This window comes from Pseudobacillus badius (genome assembly GCF_002189605.1).
Lineage (GTDB): Bacteria > Bacillota > Bacilli > Bacillales > Domibacillaceae > Pseudobacillus > Pseudobacillus badius.
This window is the reverse complement of record NZ_MWMM01000016.1, coordinates 43,131-59,834: the sequence shown is the minus strand read 5'-3', so window position 1 is coordinate 59,834 and position 16,704 is coordinate 43,131. Positions and strand designations below refer to the sequence as shown.

25 protein-coding genes are annotated in these 16,704 nt (G+C 45.1%); 4 read left to right on the top strand and 21 right to left on the bottom strand.

Features of this window, described 5'->3' with window-relative positions; genetic code table 11:
* Window positions 1-456: 456 nt before the first annotated feature.
* Window positions 457-711 (bottom strand): hypothetical protein, encoded by a 255-nt coding sequence (locus tag B1A98_RS17435; protein ID WP_041101700.1) that lies wholly within the window; start codon window positions 709-711, stop codon window positions 457-459.
* Between the two features lie 127 nt (window positions 712-838).
* Between B1A98_RS17435 and B1A98_RS17430 the strand changes: the two genes are divergently transcribed.
* On the top strand, window positions 839-1,585 hold the full coding sequence (locus B1A98_RS17430) for a polysaccharide deacetylase family protein (RefSeq protein ID WP_041101702.1): 747 nt from the start codon (window positions 839-841) through the stop codon (window positions 1,583-1,585).
* Window positions 1,586-1,614: 29 nt separating this feature from the next.
* On the opposite strand, the gene B1A98_RS17425 is transcribed toward B1A98_RS17430, so the two are convergent.
* On the bottom strand, window positions 1,615-2,226 hold the full coding sequence (locus B1A98_RS17425) for a KinB-signaling pathway activation protein (RefSeq protein ID WP_063384330.1): 612 nt from the start codon (window positions 2,224-2,226) through the stop codon (window positions 1,615-1,617).
* Window positions 2,227-2,369: 143 nt separating this feature from the next.
* Here B1A98_RS17425 and gerD point away from each other — a divergent pair, with 143 nt between their 5' ends.
* Window positions 2,370-2,969 (top strand): spore germination lipoprotein GerD, encoded by a 600-nt coding sequence (gene gerD, locus B1A98_RS17420; protein ID WP_041101705.1) that lies wholly within the window; start codon window positions 2,370-2,372, stop codon window positions 2,967-2,969.
* A 42-nt stretch (window positions 2,970-3,011) separates the two neighbouring features.
* On the opposite strand, the gene B1A98_RS17415 is transcribed toward gerD, so the two are convergent.
* The 5 genes from B1A98_RS17415 to B1A98_RS17400 form a co-directional block, all read right to left on the bottom strand.
* Window positions 3,012-4,076 carry an Mrp/NBP35 family ATP-binding protein gene (locus B1A98_RS17415; RefSeq protein ID WP_193791722.1) on the bottom strand — a complete coding sequence of 355 codons (1,065 nt, stop codon included), beginning with the start codon at window positions 4,074-4,076 and terminating at the stop codon, window positions 3,012-3,014.
* Window positions 4,077-4,148: 72 nt separating this feature from the next.
* Entirely contained in the window at window positions 4,149-4,853 is a 705-nt protein-coding gene (cwlD, locus tag B1A98_RS17410; protein ID WP_063384331.1) for an N-acetylmuramoyl-L-alanine amidase CwlD, read from the bottom strand.
* A gap of 95 nt (window positions 4,854-4,948) precedes the next feature.
* Complete coding sequence (locus tag B1A98_RS20595; protein ID WP_169713120.1) at window positions 4,949-5,116, bottom strand: hypothetical protein; 168 nt, start codon at window positions 5,114-5,116, stop codon at window positions 4,949-4,951.
* A gap of 129 nt (window positions 5,117-5,245) precedes the next feature.
* On the bottom strand, window positions 5,246-5,716 hold the full coding sequence (locus tag B1A98_RS17405) for a staygreen family protein (RefSeq protein WP_305954921.1): 471 nt from the start codon (window positions 5,714-5,716) through the stop codon (window positions 5,246-5,248).
* Between the two features lie 147 nt (window positions 5,717-5,863).
* Window positions 5,864-7,195: an FAD-dependent oxidoreductase gene (locus tag B1A98_RS17400; protein ID WP_063384332.1), complete on the bottom strand. Its 1,332-nt coding sequence runs from the start codon at window positions 7,193-7,195 to the stop codon at window positions 5,864-5,866.
* 263 nt (window positions 7,196-7,458) lie between these two features.
* On the opposite strand from B1A98_RS17400, the gene B1A98_RS17395 reads away from it, so the two are divergent.
* Window positions 7,459-7,785, top strand: coding sequence for a four-helix bundle copper-binding protein (locus B1A98_RS17395; protein ID WP_063384333.1), 327 nt, complete (start codon window positions 7,459-7,461; stop codon window positions 7,783-7,785).
* 141 nt (window positions 7,786-7,926) lie between these two features.
* Here the strand turns inward: B1A98_RS17395 and rpsI are convergent, their stop codons facing one another.
* From rpsI to B1A98_RS17365, 6 genes are all read right to left on the bottom strand, one after another.
* Window positions 7,927-8,319, bottom strand: coding sequence for a 30S ribosomal protein S9 (rpsI, locus tag B1A98_RS17390; RefSeq protein ID WP_041101716.1), 393 nt, complete (start codon window positions 8,317-8,319; stop codon window positions 7,927-7,929).
* A 22-nt stretch (window positions 8,320-8,341) separates the two neighbouring features.
* On the bottom strand, window positions 8,342-8,779 hold the full coding sequence (gene rplM, locus B1A98_RS17385) for a 50S ribosomal protein L13 (RefSeq protein ID WP_041101718.1): 438 nt from the start codon (window positions 8,777-8,779) through the stop codon (window positions 8,342-8,344).
* Window positions 8,780-8,972: 193 nt separating this feature from the next.
* A complete protein-coding gene (gene truA / locus B1A98_RS17380) occupies window positions 8,973-9,710 on the bottom strand; it encodes a tRNA pseudouridine(38-40) synthase TruA (protein WP_063384334.1) in 738 nt (245 codons plus the stop codon).
* 12 nt (window positions 9,711-9,722) lie between these two features.
* On the bottom strand, window positions 9,723-10,520 hold the full coding sequence (locus B1A98_RS17375) for an energy-coupling factor transporter transmembrane component T family protein (RefSeq protein WP_063384335.1): 798 nt from the start codon (window positions 10,518-10,520) through the stop codon (window positions 9,723-9,725).
* A complete protein-coding gene (locus B1A98_RS17370) occupies window positions 10,517-11,386 on the bottom strand; it encodes an energy-coupling factor ABC transporter ATP-binding protein (RefSeq protein ID WP_063384336.1) in 870 nt (289 codons plus the stop codon). Before B1A98_RS17370 ends, B1A98_RS17375 begins: the two co-directional genes overlap by 4 nt.
* Window positions 11,362-12,201 carry an energy-coupling factor ABC transporter ATP-binding protein gene (locus B1A98_RS17365; RefSeq protein ID WP_063384337.1) on the bottom strand — a complete coding sequence of 280 codons (840 nt, stop codon included), beginning with the start codon at window positions 12,199-12,201 and terminating at the stop codon, window positions 11,362-11,364. The genes B1A98_RS17370 and B1A98_RS17365 overlap by 25 nt, the downstream gene beginning before the upstream one ends.
* A 128-nt stretch (window positions 12,202-12,329) precedes the next feature.
* On the opposite strand from B1A98_RS17365, the gene B1A98_RS20590 reads away from it, so the two are divergent.
* Complete coding sequence (locus tag B1A98_RS20590) at window positions 12,330-12,491, top strand: hypothetical protein (RefSeq protein ID WP_156136678.1); 162 nt, start codon at window positions 12,330-12,332, stop codon at window positions 12,489-12,491.
* Here B1A98_RS20590 and rplQ read toward each other — a convergent pair.
* From rplQ to B1A98_RS17325, 8 genes are all read right to left on the bottom strand, one after another.
* A complete protein-coding gene (gene rplQ, locus B1A98_RS17360; protein ID WP_041101728.1) occupies window positions 12,475-12,870 on the bottom strand; it encodes a 50S ribosomal protein L17 in 396 nt (131 codons plus the stop codon). The two genes, B1A98_RS20590 and rplQ, sit on opposite strands and share 17 nt — an antisense overlap.
* A 41-nt stretch (window positions 12,871-12,911) precedes the next feature.
* Window positions 12,912-13,856 (bottom strand): DNA-directed RNA polymerase subunit alpha, encoded by a 945-nt coding sequence (locus B1A98_RS17355; protein ID WP_041101730.1) that lies wholly within the window; start codon window positions 13,854-13,856, stop codon window positions 12,912-12,914.
* A 171-nt stretch (window positions 13,857-14,027) separates the two neighbouring features.
* Window positions 14,028-14,417 carry a 30S ribosomal protein S11 gene (gene rpsK, locus B1A98_RS17350; RefSeq protein WP_041101845.1) on the bottom strand — a complete coding sequence of 130 codons (390 nt, stop codon included), beginning with the start codon at window positions 14,415-14,417 and terminating at the stop codon, window positions 14,028-14,030.
* Window positions 14,418-14,442: 25 nt separating this feature from the next.
* Entirely contained in the window at window positions 14,443-14,808 is a 366-nt protein-coding gene (rpsM, locus tag B1A98_RS17345; protein WP_041101732.1) for a 30S ribosomal protein S13, read from the bottom strand.
* A 24-nt stretch (window positions 14,809-14,832) separates the two neighbouring features.
* Window positions 14,833-14,946 (bottom strand): 50S ribosomal protein L36, encoded by a 114-nt coding sequence (rpmJ, locus tag B1A98_RS17340; protein ID WP_000868344.1) that lies wholly within the window; start codon window positions 14,944-14,946, stop codon window positions 14,833-14,835.
* Window positions 14,947-14,981: 35 nt separating this feature from the next.
* Window positions 14,982-15,200: a translation initiation factor IF-1 gene (gene infA, locus B1A98_RS17335; RefSeq protein ID WP_039234460.1), complete on the bottom strand. Its 219-nt coding sequence runs from the start codon at window positions 15,198-15,200 to the stop codon at window positions 14,982-14,984.
* A gap of 100 nt (window positions 15,201-15,300) precedes the next feature.
* On the bottom strand, window positions 15,301-16,047 hold the full coding sequence (gene map, locus B1A98_RS17330) for a type I methionyl aminopeptidase (protein ID WP_041101738.1): 747 nt from the start codon (window positions 16,045-16,047) through the stop codon (window positions 15,301-15,303).
* Complete coding sequence (locus B1A98_RS17325) at window positions 16,044-16,697, bottom strand: adenylate kinase (protein ID WP_063384338.1); 654 nt, start codon at window positions 16,695-16,697, stop codon at window positions 16,044-16,046. Before B1A98_RS17325 ends, map begins: the two co-directional genes overlap by 4 nt.
* Window positions 16,698-16,704: the final 7 nt, after the last annotated feature.

The window sequence follows — 16,704 nt, the reverse complement described above, 5'->3', positions numbered from 1 at the left end:
TCAAACTCTCCAAAAAGATGGTTTGACTTGCTCATGTTTTAAAAATAAGAATTAACTTACTGGCATGTTTTTGTTCAGTTTTCAAAGATCAATTTTTCTTTTGTCGTTAACAGCGACTTTGCTATCATATCACCTTTGCGATTTGAAAGTCAACAGTTAATTTTATTTTTTTAATCAGCCGCTTTGTTTTCAGCGACAATAAATAATTTAACATGAATGAATCATTTATGTCAACAACTTATTTTATTTATATTTTTTTTAGTTAAAACCGCCGACAATCCAACAAAAAAAAGACAGTCCCTTTGCCTTGTAAGATCGGCCCTAACTGTCTTTTAGAACATCTCGATCGCGATTGGTTCCCTATTCTTTCTTTGGCCTCAATTTGTTTTCTCTCCTTAAACAGATAGGCCTGGGAGAACGAAAACTCTTTTGCTTTACATTCTTGAAACTGCTTGCTCACGCGTCAGAGGAAGAAGCCGATGATTGCGTGTTTTCAGCTGACAATCTATATGCCAGGTATTTCATGCATTCTTTTTCATCCGCTACTCTTTTAAATAGTTTAAATAGCTTCGTATATTTTTTTCTCATAGAACTTTTTACAGACTCATCTATTCGCGAATCTCCCAGGTCAAATAAAATTTCGTCCATTTCCCGTTTAATCAAATAATAAATTTCCTTTTTTTCTTCTTCGTTAATTAATAATGCCAACATCTCATCACCCATTTTTCTTTTTAGTCATTGTCATACTACTATGCTATTCGGCAAATCTATTTGTTTGTCATATTATTTGTGTACATGCTCATAAAGTTGAATAAGATGATTTTAGCGGAGGGAGAGCATGACGTTCTTTTATAGTTTGCACATAAAAAAAACCAAACAGTTCTTGTTGCTCGTTTCACTTTCTTTTTTCACAGCTCTTTTATTGTTTACCCAAAATCTTTTAAGTATTCCCGTTTTTTTAGAGAAAGAATCTCCCAAAGCCATTTACAAGGGGGAAAATGGGATTGCTCTAACGTTCGATATCGGCTGGGGGGATGAAAAAGCTGAAAAAATTTTACAAACGCTCATCCGCCACAAAGTCAAAGCTACTTTTTTCTTGTCCGGTTCGTGGGCAGAGCGCCATCCTGATCTTGTAAAAAAAATGGAGAAGCACCATTTTGAAATCGGCCTGCTTGGCTACAATTATGTCGATTACACATCAATGGAAAAAGAAGAGGTTAAAAAGGATTTGCTGAAAGCACAGGAAGTATTTAAGAAATTACAAATTGAAAAAATCAAGTTAATGCGGGCACCGACCGGCCACTTTAATAAGCAAGTGCTGAAAATAGCGGATGAAATGAATTTAACGTATGTCCATTGGAGCGTAGATACGAACGATTGGAGAAATCCGGGCACTTCCCTTATTTTATCTAAAGTGAAGGAAGCAAAAAACGGAGATATCCTCTTTATGCATGCTTCGGACTCAGCCAAGCAAACCAATGCAGCTCTTCCTCAAATTGTTGAAACGACACGATCAGCCGGCAAGCTGGTCACAGTCTCTGAGCTCATTGCCAATGGTGAAGTGGAAACAAAGCTGATTCCTTAGCTGAAAGCAATCACAAAAAAGCGGAGCCGTTAAGCTCCGCTTTTTTGTGATGAACGTTGATTATATTTCGGCAAAGCCAGCAATTGAAAGGCATTGCATGGCACTAAGGTAAACAACATAATGTACAGCCATTTCGTATTGTTTGCTTGAAGAACCGGCAGCCACTCAAGCACTGTAATGACGATCATAAAAAACAAAGCCGAAATAAACACTCGTTTATTTGATTGCTTCGCTTTGAAAAAAGCAACGCCCAAGCTGATCAAAAGAAGAAGCAGCGCTACCCCCAGGTAAGGAACGATCGACTCCCCTTTATCGGCAAACGCTTGAAAGCGAAAATAAACAAGATCGAATAACACAAACGCAATGATCACTAATTGCACACTGTTCCAAAACGACCGAAACAAGCCCGCTCCGAATTGATGCACAGTCAAGTAAGCAAAAAAGCCCATTTGGCTGATGACACTAAAGGTAAATCCTACAAATACATGCCATGTTAAAATCGAAAAAATATCTTTCCAGCCGCCTGAACTGATTAACGGCGATAATTCATCCCAGCGGATAAAAAAGCCAAGAACGCTGGCTGCTACCCCGCCGATCAATAGTGTATGTACAAAAAACCTGATCCAATTCCGGATTGTCACCTTGTTATCCCCCAACTATATATTATGCTCTTTTGATTGTAACAATGAAGATAAAAAAAATCCAGGCACTCCGCTGCAGCTGTATAATTTCTTTTTGACTGCTCATATTAACAATAAGAAAAGGCTAGAAAGGAGCTTCTTTTATGTGGAAACCTATCTTGCCGCTCCTCCTTCTTGTTTTTTCCTTAGCAGCTTGCGGAGGGGGCGCGGTTGATGCCGGAAACTCCCAAATGGATTATGAAGCGACCAAGAAAATGGTTGTTGACATATTAAAAACAGATGACGGCAAAAAAGCCGTTCAAGAAATGATGAAGGATGAGAAAGTAAAGCAGCAGCTCGTCATGGATCAAAAAATGGTTACCCAAACGATTGAAAGTACGCTTGTCTCTGAAAAAGGAGAGAAATTCTGGAAGGATGCTTTTAAAGATCCGGCCTTCGCCAGCGCCGTGGCCAAAGGAATGAGGAAGGAGCATGAAGAATTATTAAAATCCCTCATGAAAGACCCTCAATACCAAGCCATGATGCTTAGCATTATGGAGGACCCTGAATACCAAAAAACGGTCACAAAACTGCTGAAGAGCAAAGAATACCGCGAGCACTTGCAAAAAGTAATGAACGAGACCTTCGACAGTCCTTTATATAAAGCAAAAATACAGGACATTTTGCTGAAAGCCGCAGCGGAAGAAACAGCAGGCGGTGACAAAGAAAAGAAGCAAGGAAATAAACAAGGCAGTGGTGCTTAAACTAAGAAAGCAGCCGGGAGCACCTCTCACCGGCTGTTCTTTTTAACCTAATTTATTAATAACATTTTCAGCAATTTCTTGATAGATCTTACCGAGTTTATGGTCTTCCGCGTAGACGGAAGGAGCAAACTCTTCTTCGTTCCAATCCGGCTGCTCGAGCGGAAGCCGTCCCAGTACTTCTGTATGCAGCTCTTCCGCCAGCTTATCTCCGCCGCCGCGTCCGAAAACATATTCTTTTTCCCCGGTCTTTTTGCTTTCGAAATAAGCCATGTTTTCAATTACGCCGATCACTTCATGATCCGTGCGCAGCGCCATCGCTCCAGCCCGGGCAGCAACAAAGGCGGCTGTCGGATGCGGTGTGGAAACGATAATCTCTTTTGAATGAGGAATCATGGAATGCACATCAAGCGCTACATCGCCTGTTCCTGGCGGCAAATCAAGCAGCAGATAGTCCAGCTCTCCCCATTCTACTTCCTCAAAGAAGTTATTCAGCATTTTCCCAAGCATCGGTCCGCGCCAAATTACAGGTGCATTATCTTCCACGAAGAAGCCCATGGAAATCACTTTAACGCCAAAGCGGTCAACAGGAACAATCTTATCTCCGCGCACGACCGGACGCTGTGTAATTCCCATCATATCAGGCACGCTGAATCCGTAAATATCCGCGTCGACAAGCCCCACTTTTTTTCCTAAGCGGGCGAGAGCAACCGCCAGATTGACGGAAACTGTTGATTTTCCTACGCCGCCTTTTCCGCTCGCGATGGCGATAAACGTTGTGTTGCTTTCCGGTGAAAGCAAGCTATGATCTTGGCTTCCCGCCGATCCGCGATAGTTGGCAAGCACTTCTTCCGGAAGCTCGGTAAAGCGAATGCCGACCGTTTGGGCACCCGCCGCTTTCAATGCCTCTACGATTTGCATTTGGAATTGCAGCTGTTCAGCTGTCCCTGTCTTGGCAATGGCTACTTTCACACTAACATGCTGCTTCTCTTCTTTTACGTTAATATCCACGATGCCATTTGTCTCTGCCAAGGTTGTATGTAAAAAAGGGTCATTCATTTGACTTAAAATATCCCTTACTTGCTCTGGCGTTACCACATTATCCACCATCCTTTATCTCTTTCATTTCTCTTACAGTATACCATAACCGCCCACCAAAAAAAGGGCAGGGCGCTCCTGCCCTTATCCCTCTTTATCATCGAGATAATTCATGATTCCTTTATAAATAGAGGCGGCCACTTTTTCCTGATATTCTTCCGTCATCAAGTCCTGCTTTTCTGCCGGATTGGAGAGAAAACCGACCTCTACAAGCGCTCCCGGCTTTTTGGCGTACTTCAGCAAGTACACATGGTTAATGGCTTTTGCTTCTCTTGTCGTATTTTCAAGATTTAAGACAAGCTCAGCTTGGAGAGCCTTGGCTAATTTTTTATTCTCCTTCATATGAGGGGCATAAAACGTTTGTGCTCCTCTCCAGCGCGGAGAAGGAATCGCATTTAAATGAACGCTGACAAACAAATCCGCTTCTGATTCATTCACCAATTGCAGGCGTTTTTTCAAGTCTTCTGTTTTTCGCGAACGGTATGACCGCATATCCGAGGGGGCAAGATCGACATCCTTCTCCCTTGTCATAAGAACAATGGCCCCTTGCCCCTGCAAATAATCACGGACTTTCTCGGTGACGGCCAAAGCAATATCCTTTTCAAGCGCTTCCTTGTCTCCCGCTCCGCCGTCTGGTCCGCCATGCCCGGCATCTAAATAAATGATTTGCCCCGAAAGCGGCATATTCCAAGGCTTCCAGGACATATTATGATCTTTAAAAAATTGAATGACACAAATAAGGATGGCACCGCTCACCAAAAAAGCAATCCACCTCTTCCATCCTCTCATCCAACTCCCCCTTTTCCTCTCCTGTTGACATCATATGGGACAAGTGGGGGAATTATGAGTACGTCCACAAAAAAGAGGATAGTCCGCTCCCTTGCTTATTCGCTGCCTCTTCCTTTGCGACCGAGATTTGAGTTGCGGTTTGCCCCTTTCATTGGATCTTCGCCGTCAGCAAATTCCACCGAATAATCTGCTTCCTCAATGTTCTTCTTCGGAGTTTTTGCATATTTTTCGACCGCATTTCTCTCTGCTTTGCGCTTTGCCATCTCATCACCTCTCTTCTCTGCTGTTGAATTATTCTTAGCGTCTCCTGTTCCCGGCTTTCATATTCACGAACGAACAGGTCCACCTTCATACAAAAAAAGCCTTGATCCAGAAGATCAAAGCTTAGCTGATCACGAGCCTTGAGAAATTTGAGCAAGGTATTGGCGCGGGGTCCCATAATAAAAAATGCGGTTATAGGACGGATAAGCAGATTCATAATGGATAAAGATCGGGGCATTCAGCAAAGCCGGATAGCTGCTGTAAAATGACCAATCGCCATATACGATGCCCTTTAGCGCCGTACTCATCTCCCTCTGGAAAATGTTAAACCGGGCACCCGCTTCTTCCTTGCTGAATTCTCCTCCGTCTACATAGGCTTTTCCCGCTAGACGGAGTCTGCCCTCGCGATCTTTTTTCCATTCTGCCAGTACTTCATCTCTCATTTTCCAATTGACGGCTTTATAGTTATATACGTACCCAATGTCCAAAAATAATTGAGCAGTCACATCTGAATGGGTGAGCGTATATTTTCTCCCGTCTACCGGCTGTTCAGACGCAGCAGGCGGGATCAGCTTCACAGATAGTTTTCGCGGATCAAACATCGGCATCGGCTCCTTCACTGTTACTCCATACAGGAAACAACCTTTTCATCCACTCTCTTTTGGTGTTTATATCCCTAGCATATCTTTTGTCTTTCTATAATAGAACCGCCCATTTAGCAAACGGGCGGTCTTTTTGGAATGATCTCTTTAAGGCTGCAGGCGCCGAGCGGCTTGCTGCAGCGGGTCCCACACTCCATTAAATGGCGGGGCATAGGCGAGATCAAGATCCAGCAATTCATCAATGGTCATTTCAGCATATAAAGCTGTCGCAGCGACATCAATCCGCTTATCCACTCCTTCTCCTCCAATCGCCTGAGCCCCTAACAGCCGTCTATTCCTCGGATCATAATAAAGGGTTAGCTTTATTTTCTCCTTCCCAGGGTAATATCCGGCAATATGGTAGCCTTCAAAAGTATATTGTTCATAAGAATAATCAAGCAGTTCCAGCTCGTTGGCATGAAGACCGGTTCTCGCTGCCGCCAAATCAAAAAACTTTAAAATGGAGGTCCCGACAACCCCTTGAAATTGGGCCTGCATTCCGCACATGGAGAGCCCGGCAATTCGCCCTTGCTTATTTGCCGTCGTTCCAAGAGGGATATAATCATATCGCCCCTTCAAGCGATGAAAATGCGCCGCACAATCTCCCGCCGCATATATATCTTTGATGGATGTCTCCATCTGCCTGTTTGTCAAGATCGCTCCGTTATTCAAACGATGAATGCCTGTATGATCTAAAAACTGCGTGGCAGGCTTTATCCCAATAGCAATCACCACAAGATCCGCCTGATACTCTCCCTTGTCCGTCTGCACCTTCTCTACTCGCTTTTCTCCTAAAAAACCGGTTACTTTCTCATTTAAATGAAGAGCTATTCCCTTTTCTGCCGCTTTTTCTTGAATGGCGGCCGCGATCTCTTCATCGAATACCTTAGCTACCCGCTCACCTCTATGGATCAGCCTTACTTGCTTCCCTGCGCAAACCAACGCTTCAGCTACTTCCAAACCGATATAGCCGCCGCCAATCACACATACCTTCTTAACACCGGGCAATCGCTCGACTAATTGATTGGTATCTGGAATGGTTTTGAAATGCTGTATACCCTCTAAGTGCACACCAGGCCAATTCGGCTGGACAGGAGCGGCTCCTGTCGCAATTAATAATTTATCGTAGGATAGCTGGAACGATGTACTTTCCGGCAGTACTGTTCCATGCACCGTTTTGCTTTCACTATCGATCCCGGTCACCAGATGGCCGACCCGGGCATCTACTCCATATTTTTCACGGAATGCTTCCACAGACCGGGCAATCACACGGTCGGTGCTTTCAATTCGGCCATCAATCACATAAGGCAACCCGCATTGTCCATAGGAATAAATAAACCCTTTTTCCAATGTAATGATTTCAGCCTTTTCATCGTGCCGGACAATTTCCATCGCAGCACTCATCCCAGCAGCATCGCCGCCAACAATAACATATTTCATGTCTGATCCCTCCAGTCACAATCCTTTCCTCTTCCTGAACCTCTGCTTCAGCAAGTGCTCGCCTAGTTAACATTATAACCAAGTCCTCTTCCCATCAGCGTACCGTTTGATTATTTCCTCGGAAAACCTCTTTAACAGCTTTGTTTTCCGACAAGCCATCGAATTTGTGCAATTTTTATGGAGTTTTCATTTTTGCGTTTAAATAGCAACTAAACGGGAAGCGTGAGTACCGAAGGCAATAAACAGCATAGGAGGGAATATACATGGCAACTGAACAGTATAGCGGACTATTACAAGCACTGCATGAATGCATGGAAGCCTGCAACCGCTGCTTTGACGCTTGCTTAAAGGAAAAGGATGTCAGCATGATGACTGCATGCATCCGTCTGGACCGTGAGTGCGCAGACATCTGCGGCTTCTTGGAAGCCGCAATCGCGCGTAATTCTCCATTCATTTCCAGCCTTACGAAACTATGCGCAGACATTTGTGAAGCCTGCGGAAACGAATGCAAGAAGCACCATCATGACCATTGCCAGCGATGTGCGGAAGCCTGCATGAAATGCGCAGAAGCTTGCCGAGGTACTCTATAAGAACAAGCAGGGAGTTTGGTCTCCCTGCTTGTTTTTCGTTTGATATGCCTGCTGAATCACAGCCTCCTATTGGTGCTTTAGTAGTATAAATCAAAAAAGACCCCCAACCAAAATGGTTGAGAGCCTTTGAAAACGCCAAAATTAACGTTTTGAGAACTGAGGTGCACGACGAGCTGCTTTAAGACCGTATTTTTTACGTTCTTTCATGCGGGCATCACGAGTTAGGTAGCCAGCACGTTTTAAAACAGCGCGGTATTCAGGGTCTACATGAAGAAGCGCACGCGCGATGCCGTGACGGATCGCTCCCGCTTGTCCAGTGTAGCCGCCACCGTTTACATTAACAAGTACATCGTAGCTGCCAGCTGTTTCAGTTGCTACAAGCGGCTGCTTGATTACTGTACGTAATGCTTCGAATGGGATATAGTCTTCTACGTCACGTCCATTGATGACGATTTTTCCGTCTCCAGGTACTAGGCGCACACGAGCAACAGAGCTCTTGCGGCGGCCTGTTCCGATATATTGAACTTGTGCCAAGATAATAACCTCCTCTTAATAATTAGCCGCGAAGTTCGTAAACTTCCGGTTGTTGAGCTTGGTGCTTATGTTCAGAACCAGCGTATACATGTAATTTTTTAGCCATTTGACGTCCTAAAGAACCTTTTGGAAGCATGCCTTTGATAGCAAGCTCAAGCATTCTTTCAGGGTAGTTTGTGCGCATTTCATTAGCTGTACGAGTTTTCAAACCGCCTGGATACATGCTGTGGCGGTAGTAAATTTTGTCCGCTAATTTGTTGCCTGTTAATTCGATTTTTTCTGCGTTGATGATAATCACATGATCACCAGTGTCAACATGTGGTGTAAATGTTGGTTTATGTTTACCACGTAAAATAGACGCAACTTCGCTAGCAAGGCGGCCTAGTGTTTGGCCTGCAGCATCAACTACGTACCATTTACGTTCGATTTCGCTTGCTTTCGCCATATAAGTCGTACGCATTGGTATTTGCCCTCCTAAATTGAATTCATTGTTTCATTGTTCATTGTATTTTATTTATATCACGAATAAGTTTCCGGGGCTTATCGTGGGGTTAAATAACGTACCATAGGATATAATATAACTTCCAGGAGTCAATGTCAAGAAAAAATGTGACACCCGGGCTAGTTGCCATGGCAGCGGCCGGCTGGAAAGGCTAATAGAATACTTCCCACAAATACAGGCCTTCTGCCGGAGCCGTCTTTCCTGCCAAGGAACGGTCACGGCCGGCAAGAATGTCCGGCATACGATCGGGGGCGATCCTTCCCCTGCCCACTTCCATTAGTGTGCCGGCGATAATCCGGACCATATTGTATAAAAACCCGCTCCCGGCCACCTGGAGCTCCATTTCTTTGCCATGCTGGATAACCTCCAGTTTGGTAATGGTCCTCACCTTGTCCTCAACTTCTGTTTTCGCCGAACAAAAGCTTGTAAAGTCATAGGTTCCGATAAGCGAGCGCGCCGCTTTCTGCATCAGCGCCTGGTCTAATTCCAGCGGCGAGTGACAGGCATAGAAGCGGTGAAACGGATCGCGGACAGCCTCTTGATAAATTTTATAGCGGTATTCCTTGCCGACAGCTGAAAAACGCGCGTGAAAGGATTCTGCCACGATTTCCGCCTGCTTCACTGCTATGTCTTCCGGAAGGCGGCTGTTCAAGGCTGATGGCCAGCGAAGAGCCGGAATAGCGAGAGGTGTATCAAAATGAATGACCTGTCCTTTCGCGTGAACACCGGCATCCGTCCGGCCCGACGCTGTCACCTTCACATCCAGTCCTTTATGAATCACAGACAGCGCCTTTTCCAGCTCTTCTTGCACCGTGCGGCTGTTCGGCTGAATCTGGTAGCCGGAAAAACGTGCGCCATCATAAGCTATTGTACATTTCACTCGCGGCATATCATCACTCCATTAACTTCTTGTCCACCATAGCAGGGCAGCCAGCACGACTAATATAATAAGAGCAGCCGTGTCCCTTCCCTGCCAGTGCAGCAGCCGGTATTTCGTCCGTCCTTCTCCTCCTTTATAGCCGCGCGCTTCCATCGCCACGGCCAGCTCCTCGGCCCGCTTAAACGCGCTGACGAACAGAGGAATTAACAAAGGAATCACTGCTTTCACCCGCTCTTTGATCGGGCCGCTGGAAAAGTCTGCGCCCCTGGCCATTTGCGCCTTCATAATTTTATCCGTCTCATCCATCAAAGTCGGGATGAAGCGCAGAGAAATCGACATCATCAATGCCAGCTCATGCACGGGCAGTTTCAGCTTTTTAAAAGGCTTCAGCAAGCTTTCCAGCCCGTCTGTAATGGATATAGGAGAGGTAGTCAGCGTCAGCAAAGAAGTAACAAAGATTAATAGCAAGAAGCGCAAGGAGATAAAGGCGCCTTGCCGGACTCCTCCCTCATAAACCTTTAAAAAGCCCGCTTCAAACAATAAATCGCCTTCTCTTGTTAAAAAGATATGCAATAAAAACGTGAAAGCAATAAGCCAAATAACCGGCTTCAGCCCAGCGAGAAGAAAGCGAACGTTAATTTTTGATAAATAAATGAATACGAGCGTAAAAACGGCTAATAATCCATAAGAAAGGGCATTGTTCGCCAAAAAAACAACGATCACAAACCCGAATATAAACAGCAGCTTTGCCCGCGGATCAAGCCGGTGAACGACCGATTGCAGCGGCAAATAACGGCCGAAAATCATTTTCTCCATCATTTGGCGCCACCCCGCTCTTTCGCACGCGCCAGCTCTTCAGCCAGCTCTTCAATCGTCAGGCACGTTTTCTCCAGCGTGATGCCAGACAAGGCCTCAAAGCTTTGCTGGAACCGAACGACCTCCGGAACGCTCAGGCCAAAAGCAGCAAGCTCTTCCGGGTGGGAAAACAGCTCCCGCGGCTTTCCTTGCTTACAGACTTTTCCCTGGTGCATAATGATCATTTCGTCCGCGTACAATGCCGCATCCTCCATGCTGTGGGTCACCAAGATCGTCGACAGCCCCCGCTCTCGATGAAGCGTATAAAACATCTCCATAATCTCTTTTCGGCCACGGGGATCCAAGCCTGCTGTCGGCTCATCAAGCACAAGCACCTCCGGCTCCATAGCCAGCACACCGGCAATAGCTACCCGCCTCATTTGTCCTCCCGATAAATCAAAAGGAGACTTTTGCAGCACTTCCTCAGGAAGCCCGACCTGGCCAATTAAACGCCGGGCGCGTTCCTTCGCTTCTGCCTCGGGCACGCCGAAATTAACCGGCCCGTAGCAAATATCCTTTTCTACGGTTTCTTCAAATAATTGATGTTCAGGAAATTGAAAGACCGTCCCTACTTTTTTGCGGACGGATTTTAAGTTCTTCTCTTTCTTTCCGGCTGCAATGACCCGATCACCAATAACCACTTGCCCTTTCGTAGGCTGCAGCAGAGCATTGAGATGCTGAATGATCGTTGATTTTCCAGAGCCCGTGTGGCCGACTACCGCTAAGAAGGCCCCCGCTGGGATGGCAAAGCTGACGTCCTGAATCGCCAGACGCTCAAACGGTGTTCCTGCTGCATAGCGATATTCTACTTCTTGAAGTTGGATGTCCATAGCTCTCTCACCAGCTCTTCTTCTGTTAAATAATTGCTTGCAATCTCAAAGTCTTGCGAACGAAGGACTCCGCTCAATTTGACTGGAAAAGGAACATCCAAGCCAAGTTCCACTAATTCCTCATTCATCTGAAAAATCTCTTCTGGAGTTCCTTCCCGGTAAACCGATCCTTTATTCAATACAATGATGCGATCCGCACGGGAAGCTTCCTCCAAATCGTGCGTAATAGAAATGACTGTTAGGTCCTGTTCGTCCTTCAACTGGCGGACGGTTTGAAGCACCTCTTCCCTTCCGCGCGGATCGAGCATCGAGGTTGCTTCATCTAATAAAATAATATCGGGCTGGAGAGCAATCACTCCGGCGATCGCTACCCGCTGTTTTTGCCCGCCGGACAGATGGTGCGGCTCTTGATTCAGAAAATCAAGCATGCCCACGCGCTGAAGCGATTTTTCCACTCGTTCAACCATCACTTCATGCGGCACTCCATTATTTTCTAACCCAAAAGCCACATCATCCTGTACTGTTGTGCCGACAAACTGATTATCAGGGTTTTGAAACACCATGCCAAGACGTCTGCGTATATCCCAGACAAACTCGTCTTTCAGAGGAAAATCACAGATCGTTACTTCGCCTTCTTGCGGATAATGGAGGCCGTTCAGCATCTTCGCCAGCGTGGACTTCCCTGAGCCGTTATGACCGACAATGGCCAGCCATTCACCTTTTGCTACCTGGAATGTAATGTCTTTTAGAGCGTGTTCTGTTTGCTCCGGATAACGAAAGTGGACGCGATTGATCGAAATAATACTCTCTTTCATGGTTCCCCTCTTTTCCTAGCTGAATAGACGGTCAAAACATTCTGAATACAAAAAAAGCCCGCACCCCGTTCCAAGGAAAAAGATCCTGCCCATAAAGCGGCCTCTTAAACAAGTTAAGAGCGGAAGGGGTGCATGAGCTAGACGAGTCACCTAAGAGAATGCTCATCGTAACGCTCAAGCTTCAAATGATTCAGTCTTTAACGAAAATTACGAGAAAAGGGCAAAACACAGCCGCGCTGGATGGTTCTGCCCTTGTGGTGGTTTTATCGAAAATTACACAAGCTCAATAATAACCATTGGTGCACCGTCACCACGACGAGGACCGATTTTCATGATGCGCGTGTAACCGCCTTGACGCTCGTTGTAACGAGGAGCGACATCAGAGAAAAGCTTTTGCAATGCGTAAACTGGTTTTTCTTTTTTCTTGCCGTCTTTGCCTTCAACTTCAATTGTTGATGCTACTTCGTTGCGAAGGAAAGCAGCTGCTTGGCGGCGTGCGTGTAAATCACCGCGTTTACCAAGTGTAATCATTTTCTCGACAACTGAGCGAAGCTCTTTTGCACGTGCTTCAGTTGTTTCAATACGCTCGCTGATAATTAAATCAGTTGTCAAATCACGAAGCATCGCTTTACGCTGAGCGCTTGTACGTCCTAGCTTTCTGTAAGCCATGAAGATACCCTCCTTTGTTGAATTTTACTTTTATTCGATGTTTAATCTTCTTTTTTCAGACCTAATCCGAGCTCATCCAGCTTTGCTTTCACTTCTTCAAGTGACTTACGGCCAAGATTTCGGACCTTCATCATATCTTCTTCACTCTTATTAGCAAGCTCTTGCACCGTATTGATGCCAGCACGCTTTAAGCAGTTGTAAGAACGGACGGACAGATCAAGTTCTTCAATAGTCATTTCAAGAACTTTTTCTTTTTGGTCTTCTTCTTTTTCTACCATAATTTCTGCATTCTGAGCTTCGTCTGTTAAGCCGACAAAGATGTTTAAGTGTTCAGTTAAGATTTTGGCGCCTAAAGAAATCGCTTCTTTCGGGCCGATGCTGCCATCAGTCCACACATCCAATGAGAGTTTATCATAGTTCGTTAACTGCCCCACGCGAGTGCTTTCCACTTGATAGTTTACACGGGCAACCGGAGTGTAGATGGAGTCAACTGGAATGACACCAATTGGATGATCTTCCTTTTTGTTCTGATCAGCTGGATTATATCCTCTTCCGCGCTGTGCAGTGAGACGCATGCGGAAATGAGCGTTCTCTCCTAAAGTAGCAATATGCAAATCAGGGTTTAAGATTTCCACATCGCTGTCATGTGTAATGTCAGCAGCAGTTACTACGCCGCTTCCTTGTACATCTATTTCCAGCGTTTTCTCTTCATCTGAGTAGATTTTGAGCGCCAGTTTCTTAATGTTTAAGATGATAGATGTAACGTCTTCCACGACACCTTCAATTGTTGAGAACTCATGCAATACTCCATCAATCTGGATAGATGTGACTGCAGCACCTGGAAGTGAGGATAATAGTATGCGACGTAAGGAGTTACCCAAAGTTGTACCATACCCACGCTCAAGTGGTTCCACGACGAATTTGCCATGAGTGGCATCATCGCTGATCTCGACCGTTTCAATTTTTGGCTTTTCAATTTCGATCATTCAATTATACCTCCTTCAATACGTCGAAACTCCGGCCTGAACCTTATAACCGAAATTTCCCCATGTTTACGTTCCCGACTGTGCACCACAACTGGTTTAGTAGTCCTGTAACGAGCGCAACATTCAATTATATCCCATTATTGCCAAAGATATAATTATTATACAGGAAAATTAAACACGGCGACGTTTTGGAGGGCGGCATCCGTTGTGAGGAACAGGAGTAACGTCTTTAATAGCAGTTACTTCAAGACCTGCAGCTTGCAAAGCGCGGATCGCAGCTTCACGGCCAGAACCAGGACCTTTAACTGTTACTTCAAGAGATTTCATACCATGTTCCATTGATGCTTTTGCAGCTGTTTCAGCAGCCATTTGAGCCGCGAATGGAGTAGACTTACGAGAGCCTCTAAATCCAAGGGCACCTGCACTAGACCAAGCAAGAGCATTACCATGAACGTCTGTAATTGTTACGATTGTATTGTTGAATGTTGAGCGAATGTGCGCAATACCTAATTCGATATTCTTTTTCACACGACGCTTACGAGATTGTTGTTTACGAGCCATGTCTAACATTGACCTCCTTTACCAATTATTTTTTCTTGTTAGCTACAGTTTTACGAGGACCTTTACGCGTACGCGCATTGTTCTTCGTGTTTTGTCCGCGAACTGGTAAACCGCGACGATGACGGATACCACGGTAAGAACCGATCTCCATTAAACGTTTGATGTTAAGAGAGATCTCACGACGAAGGTCACCCTCAACTTTCAATTTATCGATGATCTCACGAATTTTGTTTAATTCGTCTTCTGTCAGATCACGCACACGAGTGTCTTCAGAAACACCGGCTTCAGCCAGGATTTTTTGGGCAGTTGGTCTGCCAATACCGTAGATGTAAGTTAATGAGATAACTACACGCTTGTCGCGTGGAATATCAACACCTGCTACACGTGCCATATGAATGTGCACCTCCTATTCAAATTAACCTTGTTTTTGTTTATGTTTAGGGTTTTCACAAATAACCATTACTTTGCCGCGTCTGCGAATGACTTTACATTTCTCACAGATTGGCTTTACTGATGGTCTAACTTTCATTTTTTCCAACCTCCTTATAGTCCGGAGTGCATAAGTTATTTATAGCGGTAAGTAATACGGCCGCGAGTTAAGTCGTAAGGAGAAAGTTCAACAGTTACCTTATCTCCAGGCAGAATACGGATAAAATGCATACGGATCTTTCCAGATACATGGGCAAGGATCGTATGGCCATTTTCTAATTCTACCTTAAACATAGCGTTCGGCAAAGTTTCAACTACAGTACCTTCAATTTCAATTACATCGTCTTTCGCCATTCTTTACTCTCCCTTCTCTTTTCATACAGAACTCGCTGCAAATCAAGCGGCCCTGGTTATTAGACTTATGTGAACCAACCTCTGGAGAAGCACATATGTGTTAGGCTTTAGTTAAAATCTCAAAACCTGTTTCGGTAATTGCAACTGTATGCTCAAAATGAGCGCACATTTTCCCGTCTTGGGTAACAACTGTCCAGTTATCTCCAAGTGTTTTTACATAGCGGCTTCCAGCATTCACCATCGGTTCGATTGCAAGCACCATTCCAGGTTTGAGCTTTGGACCTTTTCCAGGAGGACCATAATGAGGAATTTGCGGGTCCTCATGTAAGTTTTGACCAATCCCGTGTCCTACATACTCGCGCACTATTGAAAAGCCGTGAGATTCTACATATGTTTGAATCGCATGGGAGATGTTTGAAAGACGTTCACCCGGCTTCGCTTCCTCTAAACCAACAAAGAGCGATTCCTCAGTCACTTTCAACAGCTGCTGGACATCAGAAGAAATGGTGCCAACAGGGTAAGTCCAGGCAGAATCACCATGGTACCCCCGATAGTCAGCGCCAATGTCCAGACTGATGATGTCCCCATCCTTTAAAATTCGGTCTCCAGGAATCCCGTGGACGAGCTCTTCGTTAACAGATGCACAAATGCTGCCACGAAAACCATTATACCCTTTAAAAGAAGGAATTGCATCATGCTGCCTAATAAATTTCTCTGCAATTTCATCTAACTGCTTCGTGCTTATACCGGGAGAGATAAATCTCTGCAGTTCCCTGTGTGTCAAAGCCACAATCCGTCCTGCTTCTCTCATAATCTCTATCTCTCGAGGGGTTTTGCAAATGATCATTCAGTTAAGCCTTTCAGAAGCTGATCAATGTCTTCAAAGACTTTGCCGATTTCCTGCTGGCCGTTGATGTCTTTTAAATAACCTTTTTGCCGGTAGAAATCTAGTAATGGTTCAGTTTGTTTTAAATTGACATCCAGACGGTTTTGAACAGTTTCTTCATTGTCATCTGCACGCTGATAAAGTTCCCCGCCGCAACGGTCGCATTTGCCTTCAGCAGCTGGCGGATTAAATACGAGATGGTAAGTAGCTCCGCAGCTTTTGCAAATACGGCGACCTGTTAAACGTGCCATAAGAATATCTTTATCAACATCTACGTTGATTACATAATCGATTTTATTTCCAAGAGCTTCCAGGATGCCTTCAAGCGCTTCCGCTTGGGCAACAGTTCTCGGAAAACCATCAAGAAGAAAGCCGTTTTGACAATCTGGCTTGCTCAATCTTTCGCGAACAATTCCGATCGTTACTTCATCAGGAACGAGCGCGCCTGCATCCATAAAGGATTTGGCTTTCAGCCCTAATTCCGTGCCTTCTTTCATAGCTGCGCGGAACATATCACCTGTAGAAATATGCGGAATGTCATATTTTTCAACAATTCGTTCGGCCTGCGTGCCTTTTCCGGCACCTGGCAGCCCCATTAATACTAGATTCATTTGTATA